The organism is Pseudoalteromonas sp. CF6-2 (assembly GCF_021729425.1).
Classification (GTDB): Bacteria; Pseudomonadota; Gammaproteobacteria; order Enterobacterales; family Alteromonadaceae; genus Pseudoalteromonas; species Pseudoalteromonas arabiensis.
The window spans coordinates 3,309,787-3,321,826 of the sequence record NZ_CP091442.1; the positions used below are offsets into that span (position 1 = coordinate 3,309,787).

A 12,040-nucleotide genomic window follows, 5' to 3' on the forward strand; every position below is an offset into this window, starting at 1 on the left:
ACGATTTTATCACCAACACACAAGAAGCGAAAAGCCATGCAAGAACACAAAAATCAGCCACTCAATGACTTTATTGAGTACCCTCATGACGAGATGCTAAAACGCGCCGAAGAGTTTTTAGCAGTGAGTCAGCGTCGCCACAGTATTCGTAGCTTTAGCGACCGCCCTGTGCCAAAAGAAATAATCGAAACTTGTATTAGAGCGGCTGGCACTGCCCCAAGTGGTGCCAATCATCAACCTTGGCACTTTGTAGCAATACACAGCAGCGATGTGAAAAAACAAATTCGAGAAGCAGCTGAAAAACTAGAGCGCTCATTTTATGAAGGTCGCGCAGGCGAAGAATGGTTAGATGCCTTAAAACCACTTGGCACCGATGCCAGTAAGCCCTACCTTGAGCATGCACCTTGGCTAATTGCCGTGTTTAGTCAAAAGAAAGGCGGTATTTCTGCCGATGACAAAAATACCAATTACTATGTTCATGAGTCTGTAGGCTTGGCAACTGGCTTTTTAATTCAAGCACTTCACAGAGCGGGCCTTGCTACCCTTACGCATACACCAAAACCAATGAGCTTTTTAACCGAAATTTGTGGCCGTGATAAAGATAATGAGCGCCCTTACATGCTGCTTATTGCAGGCTACCCAGGCACAGATGCAACCATCCCTGAGCATGCCTTAGTGAAAAAACCGCTGGACGAAATAGCGACCTTTATTTAGCTTTAAAATCAACAGCCAGCACATCACCTGGGTTTAAACCTGAAACGATGTGCTGCTGTCCATCGAGCATTTCGCCAAGGCGAACGTAGCGACGCACGATTTGATTATTTTCAAGTAAATAAACCATACTCAATTGGCCATATTGATGCACCCAGCTTAAGTCAATCAACACCCCTTTTTCAGGGGCGAGCGGTAATTGTAATTGTGCGTAAAGGCCAGGCATTAACCCAGTTTGCGCATCTGTTTCTAAACGGATTTCCATACTACGCGCAGCACTATCAGCAACGGGCACAATTTCTGTCACTGTGGCAGGCATCGATATTGATAAAGCAGGTAATTTAACCGTTAGGGTTTGGCCAACAGCCAACTTAATTGCTTGCTGCTCTCTGACATTAAACGCTAATTGCAATTGCTGTGGGTTATACAGTGCGAGTAATGGCGTGCCAGGGGTTGCGGTGTCGCCAGGTTCTGCAAAACGCTCCACCACAACACCTGAAATCGGCGCTTTAATTTGCGTAAAACTCAATGCAACTTGTGCTTGTGTTTGCTGCTGCTTAGCAATGGCTAGATTTGCGCTTAAATTATCAAACCTTGCTTTCGCATCATCATAATCACTGACTGACACTAAACCTTGTTTGAAAAGGTCATTAACTCGCTTGAGCTGCTTTTCAGCTTGAGTAAGCGAGGCATTAATAGCATTAATTTGTGCATCACTTTGAGCAAGCCCTGCTTGAAAGTCATCTTGCTGCAAGGTAATTAGCACATCACCTTGTTTTACTGTATCGCCAGCGCGGACATTTAAACGCTCAACTTGTGCCATAACCCGTGATGAAATTTGCGTATTTTGTTTTGCAATCACAGTTCCTGGTACAACTTCATCACGCGCAATATCTGCCAGTCTCACTGTCACTAACTGACCAGTGTAATCATTTGCCGATGGGTTTTTCATGCCTGCAGCTTGCTTATCAGAAAAACTGCCCGCCATGTAAAGTACCGCCACAATGATCACTGATAACGCGATAATTGAACCAATAAGTTTTGATTTACCTTGCATGAGCTTGTTCCTCTTTGGCTGCATCCTTTGCAAACACTAAATAATAAACCAGCGGCACAACAAATAATGAGAACAATGTTGATGCCACAATCCCAAAAATAATCGCAATCGCTAGACCGCTAAATACTGGGTCTAGGGTGATCACCAAGTTACCTAATAAGGTGGTTCCGGCTGTCAGCAACACGGGGCGCATTCGCACCGTGCCTGCGGCGATTAAAGCCTGTTTAATTGCCATACCTTGGCTGCGAGCTTGATTAATAAATTCAACCAAAATAAGTGAGTTACGAACCACAATACCGGCAAGTGCAATCATGCCAATCATGGCTGTTGCAGTGAATAGCACCGGCTCTGGAGCACCAGCAATGGTGCGCTCTCCAAATTGATTTAATAACCAAAAGCCCGGCATGATCCCTATTACGGTTAATGGAATAGCCGACATGATGATCAGTGACAAACTGACAGAATTTGTTTGAATTCGTAAGATGATGAAAATTGCAGTGAGCGCAAACGCAAAGGCAATGCCCATATCTCTAAATACATCAATGGTAATTCGCCATTCACCTTCACCACTAAAGGTTACGTCAGTGCCAGCAGGTAATTGCCAAGCCTGGCTACCACCATTATTGAAAAAGTGCCTACTTTGCCAATCAGTTTGGCTAAATTCGTCTGCGCTGATACCTAAGTCGGCATTGACGTCAGCAATAATTTCAGCGGGTGTACGACCGTTTAGCTCAGCCATTACATACACCACATTACGCTGATCTTTACGCATAATTGGTTTAGCAACATCTTGATGCTGAAACTCACCCAATTCAGATAACGCCACCAGCGGACGCGGTGCACTTTGCAGCCCAAATTCGTCACTGGTTTTTGCAAGCTCTCTGTCACCGCGAACCTGCAATGCCAGCAATTGAGCAAATTGATTTCGGTCTTGATACGGCAGTTGCAGCTTAATATCAACAGGGTCTGTTTCACCGCTCACATATAACACCCCAACATTTTGCCCATGCGAGGCAATGGCTAAAGTCTGGGCAATATCTTGCGTAGACACCGCCGACAATGACGCTTTACTTTTATCAGTCACAAAACGCTGTAAGGGCGCATTAGCAGCAATACTGGTATCAACCTCTACCACATGCGGCTCTTGCTTTAACCTTGCTGCAACAGCAAGAGCTGCTTGATAGTGAATCTCTGTATCAACAAATGGCTCACTGTAAACTTCGGCCACTAAGGTACTTAAAACAGGCGGGCCTGGTGGTACTTCAACCACTTTAATAACAATGCCATCAGTTGCCAATGGCGCTAATGCGGCACGCAAGCGCATGACCACAGCATGAGATTGATGGCCGCGCTCAGTTTTATCAAGCAGAAGTACTCTGAGCTCAGCAAGGTTCGCTGCTTCACGTCGATAATAACCACGCACCATACCATTAAAGTCCATGCTCGATGGCTGGCCAACGTAGGCTGCCGCCTCGCTTACTTCATTTAATTGCCAAGTGATGGTTTGTACTTGTCGAGTGAAAGCCGCGGTTTGCTCAAGGCTCGTGCCTTCTGGCATATCGATTAAAACTTGTAACTCATTTTTATTATCAAACGGTAATAGCTTTAAAGGCACAACACGCATGACGGGTAACATGGCACTGGCGACAAACAAGGCTAATGTAGTCCATAAAACGAGTTTGGCACGGCCTTTAGACTCAAGTAATGGCGATAATATACACTCATATAAACCATGCTGATTGGCATCGAGTTGTACGCTGTCATCGACTGGCGCTTTAAGTAGTTTCATGGCCAACCAAGGCGTAACAAAAAATGCCACTATGGTTGAAACCATTACACTTACCGGCACATTGAATGCCATCGGTGCCATATACGGCCCCATCATGCCGGTGATAAACGCAAGTGGGATAAATGCCACCATAATAGTCAATGTTGACATAAACAACGCAACGCGTATTTCGCTCATAGCATCAACTATGCGTTGTTTTTTATCACCTTTTTGCGTTAAAAAACGACTTATGTTATCTATGCCTGTGATCGGATCATCAACCAATAAACCTAGAGAAAGTATTAATGCAAACAGCGTGACTCGGTTAATCGTATAACCAAAGGCAAAATCAAGTGTCAGGGTTATGCCGTAACAAATAGGCACAGCTAAACCAACCACAATTGCTGGTCGCCAGCCTAAAAATACACCAACAAAAATAACCACGGTAAATACCGCAAACACTAAGCTCGAGGTAAGGTTATTTACTTTTTCGTTCGCTGTTTGGCCATAGTCACGCAGTACGGTGTAGCCCACTTCATCTGGTAGTAGATTAGCCGATAAACTGCCCATCATACTGTGCACTTCATTCGCTACAGCGACCGCATTGGTGCCTGCTTGTTTAGCGACACTAATGGTCACTAAAGGAAGTTGTTGCTGATTATCTGATTGAGCCAGCCATTGATAGCTTTGTGCTTCGCTTGGGCCATCACTCACCTGGGCCACATCACTTAGGTAAACACTCTTACCGTTTACCACGTTGACAACAAGGCGTTCAATCGCAGATTGTGAACGTAAAACATCACCCACTTGTAAGGCAATTTGCTGCCTCCCCTCAACAACACTGCCCACATTCACTAATTGGTTAGATACGCTAAGTGCATAATACACATCGGTTAGGGTTGTTTGGTGTGCAGCGAGCGCGCTCGCATCAAGGTTAATCGTTAATTGTCGAGTTCTACCAGCAATCACTTTCACTTCGCTGGTGTTTTCGATGCGCTGTAAACTGTTAGCGATTTCGTTGGCAAAGCGGGTTAGTTGGTAATCATCGTAGAGTTTTGGATCTTTACTAAATAAGCCCAGCATCACAATGGGCACATCGTTCACTTCAACCGGACGAATTTGCCATGAACTGATCACTGACGCCATGGTGTGTTGATAGCTATAGAGTTTAGTGTAAGTGTCGAGAATGGCTCGCTCACGATCGTGACCGACTTCAAAGCGAAGAGTGACAACAGCAGCATTACTTTGTGTAGTCGAGTAAATATGCTCAACGCCCGTTAACTGCGCCAATAACTTCTCCAATGGCTCAGTTACCAGCCTAGCTACTTCTGGCGCTTCAACGTTTGGCGCTGCCACATATATATCAAGCATAGGAACCACAATTTGCGGTTCTTCTTCACGAGGGGTTTGCTTTAATGCCATTAAACCGAGCAATACCGACATAATAAAAATAATGACAGGGAGGCGACCGCTCAAGCTGTTTTTTACTGCATTATCGATAGCATTCATTACCTAACTACCTTTGCAAAATAAACCATATAAGGTTGCAAGAATAGCCACTACATTCTTATCTATTACACGGTAATAGATGGTTTGGCTTTCGCGTCGAGTCGCGACGATCTGAGCTTTTCTCAGCGCCGCTAAGTGTTGCGATAATGCCGACTGCGCCAACGGCACAGCTTCGTTTAATTCGCTCACGCTCATTTCACCATCTTGTAGGGAACATAAGATCATCAAACGATTTTTATTCGCCAATATCTTTAGCATTTGCTCTGCTTGTTCAACATTGTCGGCCATAGCCGCAAAATCGATGTTCATAATCACACTACTCTATATTCTTAAAATACCGCTAAAGTATAGATTGATATATTAGAAAAGTCTAATATTAGAATTTACTAATGTAGAATTATCTAATATATTAAATACATCACTCTGTTATCGAGGTCTTATTATGAAACTAAATGACGCGCTTCGCTTAATTGCTGGTGTAATGATCTGTATTTCATTGTTGCTACAACAGTTTCACAGTCCGCTGTGGATTTGGTTTACGGTATTTATTGCTCTAAACTTAATTCAATCCGCATTCACTAAGTGGTGCCCAATGATCACCATTTTACGCAAACTTGGCATGGAGGATTAGTATGCTGACCCCAATTCCTGACTTAATGAAAATTATTGCTCCAAACCAGCGCCGCATTAGCGCTGACCAAGCAAAACAAGAATTAAGCGAAAACCATGGTTTACTAATTGACGTACGTGAACCTGCTGAACACGCCACTAAAGCAGCGACAGGTGCAATTAATATCCCACGTGGTGTACTTGAAATGAAATTAATGGAAATTGAAAAAGACCCTGCTCGGCCAATCTACTTACACTGTGCAAGTAGTGCCCGTGCTACACTCAGTGCCGAAGCACTGACTCGTGTTGGCTACGAAAATGTCACAGTAATCACCTGTAATGCAGAACAAATTTGCCAAGTGTTTTAGCTTCATAGAATAGTAACACTGGTCGGATAAGCTCGTACTTTTCTACTCATAGGTACAGAGCAATGACTTTTACACGGAGACGTTTTTTAAAAGCATCGGCGGCGGGTTTTGGCGCCGCCGTTTTATCTTTCGGTTTAACTGGCTGTAGTCTTAATGACGATGATGATGAAACCACAAAGCAGACCCTTGTCAGCTTTGATCACGGTGTAGCCAGTGGCGACCCGCTCGCTGACAGTCTGATTATTTGGACTCGCATTACCCCGCTTGAAAACGTCACGAGTGTTAACGTAGTTTGGCAAGCCTCAACGGATGCTAACTTCACAACCATAAGCCATGATGGCGAGACACAAGTAAGTGATGCAACCGACTTTACCTTGAAAGTTGATCTGCAAGGTCTCGATGCTAACACTACTTATTACTACCGCTTCATAAGTAATGGTAAAACTTCACCCACGGGGGCAGGTAAAACACTCCCAACCAGCAACATAGAGCAAGTAAAATTTGCCGTTGTCTCTTGCGCTAACTACCCTGCTGGCTACTTCCATGTGTATGGTGAAATCGCAAAACAAACCGATTTAGATGCAGTACTGCACTTAGGTGACTACATCTATGAATATGGCAATACAGGGTATGCCACTGAAGATGCCGCCGAACTAGGCCGTTTATTACCTGATGACAACAGTGATGAAATCATTTCTTTAGCGGATTATCGCAAACGTTACGCTCATTACCGTAAAGACGAAAACCTGCAGGCTGCCCATAGTCATTGTGCATTTATTACTGTTTGGGACGACCATGAAATAACGAATGATACATGGCACAGTGGCGCAGAAAATCACAACGACGGCGAAGGTGAATTTAGCGAGCGCAAAATGCATGCGCTACAAGCCTACTTTGAATGGATGCCTATCCGTAATGTAGCCGATAAAGAACGTATTTATCGACGCTTTGAGTTTGGTAATTTAGTGTCATTACACATGCTCGATACCCGTGTTTTAGCTCGCGACGAGCAAGTTAATTACGCCGATTTCGATTTAACCAGCAGCCAAGGACAAACTGACTTTGTTACAGCAATCAGCTCTCCAACTCGTGCTCTATTAGGTAATGAGCAACTTACATGGCTAACCGATGGTTTAGCGACAGCAACAACACAATGGCAAGTGCTTGGGCAACAAGTGCTGATGACCAAAATGCATTTGCCATTTGAGGTTTTGCAGTTACTAATGAACATTCAAGTGACTCAAGCAAGCGGCGCTGATCCATCGGCATTACTTGCTCAAGCAAATACATTATTTAGTGAGCTTGCGCAAATTAAAGGACGCATTTTAGCTGGCGATCCAACGGTTACGAGTGAGCAGCGAGCACGCGTAGAAACAACAGCACCTTATAATCTTGATGCATGGGATGGCTATGCTTATGAACGTGAGGTAATACTTGGGACAGCAATTGCAGCGCAAAAGAACTTAGTCGTCTTGGCGGGTGATACGCATAACAGTTGGGCGGGACAATTAGTCACTGATGCCAGCAACCCTGTTTCTGCTAACGCCGCAGCCGGTGTTGAGTTTGCAACATCTTCGGTTTCTTCACCGGGCCTTGAGAACTACTTAGCATTAAATACACAATCGAGTGAAGCTGTCGCACAAGTTGAGCAAGTCATCGCATTGCTGGTTAACGACTTAGCTTACAACAACTTAGTTGAACGCGGCTACTTAACCGTCACCTTTACTCAGCAACAAGCGCTTGCCCAGTGGCATTATGTGAGCAGCGTTAAAACAGCCGATTACACACTGCTTAACGAGCGTCAAAAAGCGCTCAGCGTACAAGCTGGTAGCCCTACTTTACAAATGGCCTAACGCTTTTCATCTAATAGCGTAACTAACATTTGCTCAATGTTTTTTACGCTATAAGTAAGTGAACGTAGCAGTTCTAACTGACTATCTTCTGCTTGATGCTCAGCTTTAGGACTGGTTTGAGATATTTCATCTTTTTGTTTCAAGATTGCTTCGCGAAACGTCTCTGCATTAATCACTCCGAGTAATGATACCAATGCACCTTGCCCTGATTGACCTGCCGTTTCAAAGCTCAGTCGATAAAGGCCAAATTGACGCATCAAAGGACCTTGGCTTAGTGCTACATCGGTTATTTTTTCAAGAGGGATCGACTTTTCTTCTTTAAAAAAGACACCACGCTTCACCACTAATTTACGAGTTAACAAAGTAGCTGACATCGCCGCTAAAATACGCCCTGCCACCAGCCAGATTATTAACGCAACAATGGGAATGAAAGGGATACCTACCATACTAATCACACAGGTAAACATACCCAGTAATAACCAATACTGTTTTACTTTGGGATCAAAACTGGCACTCAATAAACTGCTTTCTGTCATTTCGAATTCCTTATAAAGTGATGACAACGCGAACTGCCAGAGCAATAAAAATCACCCCCAGTAGCTTTTCAAACCAAGGGTTTGCCTTGGTAAAACCAAACCGTTTTTTTGATATTTCGGTTAACAGTGCAACAAGTAGATACCACCCCGTATCGAGCACAAACACCGTTAAGCACATAATCAACCCAACCTGAAACGTGAGGTTTTCTGGGTCAATAAATTGCGAGAACAGCGCTAAAAAGAATACCGCAAGCTTTGGGTTCAAAAAGGCAATGGCAAAGCCATCTTGCAAAGCTGCACGAGGGCTTGGCTTCGCTTTCTCAACATGCAGTGTTTGCGAGCTGGGCCTAGCTAATAAAATACGAATCCCTAAATAGGCAAGATATGCTGCACCGCCATAAACAAGTACTTGATAAAGTGTTGGCAGTTGAGTCATCAATGCCCCTAACCCTAGCAACGAAGCACAGGCATAAAACCCGACCCCGATACCATGGCTAAGTGCTGCTAACATACCGTTTTTCATGCCACCATGCAGACTGTGCTTTAACACCACAGCTAAACTCGGCCCCGGTGACATTGCGCCCATAATGCAAACGGCGACTAGGCTAAGCCATAAAGGTAATGTCATTACAGCTGGTACTCAAAATCGTAATAATGAATCCCCTCTTCGACTCGAATGTGCATTTTCCCTGTTACACCTTCAAGTTCACCGGTTCCCGAGTCAGGCACAACTTCTAAAATCAAACGATCCGCCCCTTTATCCATCGTGCCAAAATGTTGCAAAACAAAACTGCCCTGCTTGCCATTGAGCTTTCCTACAACTTGTTCAATAGCAACATAACCTGCACTGCCTTGAGTTGCTGTCATGGCACTTAACATCTCACCTTGACTCAATGCCTCAAGTGCACCAGAGAATTCTTTATCTATTGACATACGTCCAAGATTCACACCATCTTGACCTGTCGCATAACCACCGATTGGGTTTAATTTAACGGTGAATTCACCACTAACAGTTATTGATTCCATACTAATCCCTTACTTTACTGTTGATTTTTAAAACAAAGATAACCATATCTATACCCTATTCACTTAAAAGAATCTAGCATGGCAAAAACCAAAGAGCAGGCCGCTTTTCGAAGCTTATTACCCATTTTAGCGTTTATAAAGCCTTATAAGTGGGTGGTATTAGCCGCCCTTGCAGCTTTGTTACTCACCGCAGGTGTCAACCTATCGCTTGGTCAAGGCGTTAAATTTGTCATTGATCATGGCTTTATTGCTGGCTCACAAGCCCAGCTCCAACAAGCTGTAATGGTACTCATTGGTTTGATTAGCTTATTAGCTGTTGGCACATTCTGCCGCTTTTATTTAATGTCGTGGATTGGCGAGCGAGTCAGTAATGATATTCGTAAAGCGGTGTTCGACCGTATCGTCACTTTGCACCCAAGCTACTTTGAAGAAAATCGTAGCGGTGAGCTAATGTCACGGTTAACGACCGACACAACCTTATTACAATCTATCATCGGCTCCTCTTTTTCAATGGCACTACGCAGTAGCTTAATGCTGATTGGTGGTTTGGCTATGCTGCTTATCACCAACTTAAAGCTAACCCTTGTGGTTGTTGCTTGCGTACCTGTGGTACTACTTCCGATGATGATTTTTGGCCGAAAAGTGAGAAAGCTCGCAAGCTCTAGCCAAGATGCCATTGCCGATATCAGTACTTACGCAGGCGAAATAATCCAGAATATTAAAGTTGTACAAAGCTACAGCCATGAAGAACGTGAAAAAGCGGCCTTTGCTAACGAGACCAATAAAGCCTTTCAGGTGGCTAAAAGCCGCATCAAGCAACGCTCATTTTTAATTGCAGCGGTGATATTCCTCACCTTTACAGCTATTAGTATTATGCTTTGGATTGGTGGCAGTGATGTACTTGCGGGCACGATGACAGGCGGTGAGCTTGGTGCTTTCGTGTTTTATGCCATCATGGTGGCGATGTCTGTAGCAACGGTTGCTGAAGTTTACGGTGAATTACAAAGAGCTGCAGGTGCTGCCGCCCGCTTGCTGGAGCTACTTGCCGTTGAAAGTATGATCCAAAGCCCAGCCAAAAACAGTGATGCACAATTTAATGCGAATAAAGTAAATCACCCTGCAATTCAATTTGAAAATGTGTCTTTCCATTACCCTTCAAGACCAGATAGCGCCGCATTAAATACGCTTAATTTAACCGTAAAACAAGGGCAAACAGTGGCGATTGTCGGCCCATCAGGGGCGGGTAAAACCACACTGTTTGAATTACTACAGCGCTTTTACGATCCAAGTTCAGGGAGTATTTCACTAGCAGGGGTTAATATTAAAGCGCTTTCACTAAATTGCTTGCGTCAGCAAATGGGGATGGTGGCACAAAACCCTATTTTATTTAGTTCAGACGTGATGCATAACATTCGCTATGGCAACCCTGATGCAACAGATGAGCAAGTTTATACGGCGGCAAAATATGCCCATGCTGATGAGTTTATTACTCAATTACCGGATGGTTATCAAAGCTTTTTAGGTGAACAAGGAGTCAGGCTTTCTGGCGGGCAAAAACAACGCATTGTGCTAGCACGAGCAATATTAAAAGATCCTGCCATTCTTTTACTTGATGAAGCCACCAGCGCTCTTGATGCGCAAAGTGAGTTTCATGTACAAGCCGCACTAGAACATTTAATGCAAGATAGAACAACACTGATCATTGCACATCGTTTAGCAACAGTTAAACATGCTGATGTAATAGTGGTAATGGATAAGGGGGAAGTGATAGCGACAGGAACACATCCGCAATTACTAGCTGCTAATCCTTTGTATAAACAGTTGTGCGAACTACAATTTAATCGTGATTAACAAAGAGGGATTGTCAGGTTTGAAAGGGCAAATCAAACCTGACCACAAGCTCAGGCTTTAAGCCTAACCTTGTGTGTTTGGTACAATTTGAATCTCTACACGACGATTCAGAGCACGACCATTTGCAGTATCATTACTTGCTACTGGACGTGTTTCACCATAACCTCGTGTACTTATACGGGCAGATAATATCTGCTGATTCACTAGGTAATCTTTAACGCTTTGTGCACGTTGTTGAGAAAGCGTCATGTTATAGCTATCACGGCCGGTGCTATCAGTATGACCTTCAACACTTAAGTAAGTTTTTTCGTACTTGTTCATCACTTGAGCAATAGCGTTCAGCGTATTATGAAAGCCCGATGTGATATAAGATTGGTCAGTTGCAAATGTAATATTCGATGGCATGACTAGACGGATATTATCGCCTTCACGAACAACCTCAACGCCAGAGCCTGCCAGCTCATCACGGAAAGCCTCTTCTTGCTTGTCCATGTAATCACCTACAGCCGCACCTGCTAAAGCACCAATTGCTGCACCAATGAAAATACGTTTATCATCATGATCGCCTGTTGCTTTACCTAAAACAGCTCCCGTTGCTGCACCAATAGCTGCGCCTTTACCTGTATTTGTTGTTTCACAACCTGTTAATAAAACAGCGCATACACCTACTGCTAGAACCGATTTGCTAAAAGTCATGTGTCTCTCCATGGCAATTACTAATATTGAATTATTAACAATTATGAACAAATAAC

Annotated in this window: 12 protein-coding genes; 5 read left to right on the forward strand and 7 right to left on the reverse strand. The window is 43.9% G+C overall.

Annotated features, from left to right (window positions below; genetic code table 11):
- The first annotated feature begins 36 nt into the window (after positions 1-36).
- Entirely contained in the window at positions 37-714 is a 678-nt protein-coding gene (locus L3Q70_RS15375) for a nitroreductase family protein (protein WP_237115280.1), read from the forward strand.
- On the opposite strand, the gene L3Q70_RS15380 is transcribed toward L3Q70_RS15375, so the two are convergent.
- From L3Q70_RS15380 to L3Q70_RS15390, 3 genes are read right to left on the reverse strand one after another with little or no spacing between them, the layout of a single operon-like run.
- Entirely contained in the window at positions 707-1,768 is a 1,062-nt protein-coding gene (locus L3Q70_RS15380) for an efflux RND transporter periplasmic adaptor subunit (protein ID WP_237114550.1), read from the reverse strand. The genes L3Q70_RS15375 and L3Q70_RS15380 overlap by 8 nt on opposite strands.
- Positions 1,758-5,045, reverse strand: a complete 3,288-nt coding sequence (locus L3Q70_RS15385) for an efflux RND transporter permease subunit (protein WP_237114551.1) — start codon at positions 5,043-5,045, stop codon at positions 1,758-1,760. Before L3Q70_RS15385 ends, L3Q70_RS15380 begins: the two co-directional genes overlap by 11 nt.
- Before the next feature lie 3 nt (positions 5,046-5,048).
- Positions 5,049-5,354, reverse strand: a complete 306-nt coding sequence (locus L3Q70_RS15390; RefSeq protein WP_062568294.1) for a metalloregulator ArsR/SmtB family transcription factor — start codon at positions 5,352-5,354, stop codon at positions 5,049-5,051.
- A 133-nt stretch (positions 5,355-5,487) separates the two neighbouring features.
- On the opposite strand from L3Q70_RS15390, the gene L3Q70_RS15395 reads away from it, so the two are divergent.
- The 3 genes from L3Q70_RS15395 to L3Q70_RS15405 all read left to right on the forward strand — a co-directional run bounded on the left by L3Q70_RS15395 (position 5,488) and on the right by L3Q70_RS15405 (position 7,875).
- Positions 5,488-5,676: a DUF2892 domain-containing protein gene (locus L3Q70_RS15395; protein ID WP_054562832.1), complete on the forward strand. Its 189-nt coding sequence runs from the start codon at positions 5,488-5,490 to the stop codon at positions 5,674-5,676.
- Position 5,677: 1 nt separating this feature from the next.
- Entirely contained in the window at positions 5,678-6,022 is a 345-nt protein-coding gene (locus L3Q70_RS15400) for a rhodanese-like domain-containing protein (protein WP_054562833.1), read from the forward strand.
- A 62-nt stretch (positions 6,023-6,084) separates the two neighbouring features.
- Positions 6,085-7,875 carry an alkaline phosphatase D family protein gene (locus L3Q70_RS15405; RefSeq protein WP_237114552.1) on the forward strand — a complete coding sequence of 597 codons (1,791 nt, stop codon included), beginning with the start codon at positions 6,085-6,087 and terminating at the stop codon, positions 7,873-7,875.
- Here L3Q70_RS15405 and L3Q70_RS15410 read toward each other — a convergent pair.
- The 3 genes from L3Q70_RS15410 to L3Q70_RS15420 are packed head-to-tail and all read right to left on the reverse strand — an operon-like array spanning position 7,872 to position 9,437.
- On the reverse strand, positions 7,872-8,411 hold the full coding sequence (locus tag L3Q70_RS15410; RefSeq protein ID WP_062568296.1) for a PH domain-containing protein: 540 nt from the start codon (positions 8,409-8,411) through the stop codon (positions 7,872-7,874). The genes L3Q70_RS15405 and L3Q70_RS15410 overlap by 4 nt on opposite strands.
- Before the next feature lie 10 nt (positions 8,412-8,421).
- On the reverse strand, positions 8,422-9,039 hold the full coding sequence (locus L3Q70_RS15415; RefSeq protein WP_193987937.1) for a LysE family translocator: 618 nt from the start codon (positions 9,037-9,039) through the stop codon (positions 8,422-8,424).
- A complete protein-coding gene (locus L3Q70_RS15420) occupies positions 9,039-9,437 on the reverse strand; it encodes a DUF3224 domain-containing protein (RefSeq protein WP_193987938.1) in 399 nt (132 codons plus the stop codon). Before L3Q70_RS15420 ends, L3Q70_RS15415 begins: the two co-directional genes overlap by 1 nt.
- A gap of 78 nt (positions 9,438-9,515) precedes the next feature.
- Between L3Q70_RS15420 and L3Q70_RS15425 the strand changes: the two genes are divergently transcribed.
- Positions 9,516-11,288, forward strand: coding sequence for an ABC transporter transmembrane domain-containing protein (locus L3Q70_RS15425; protein WP_237114553.1), 1,773 nt, complete (start codon positions 9,516-9,518; stop codon positions 11,286-11,288).
- 63 nt (positions 11,289-11,351) lie between these two features.
- On the opposite strand, the gene L3Q70_RS15430 is transcribed toward L3Q70_RS15425, so the two are convergent.
- On the reverse strand, positions 11,352-11,984 hold the full coding sequence (locus tag L3Q70_RS15430; RefSeq protein ID WP_062568300.1) for an OmpA family protein: 633 nt from the start codon (positions 11,982-11,984) through the stop codon (positions 11,352-11,354).
- Positions 11,985-12,040: the final 56 nt, after the last annotated feature.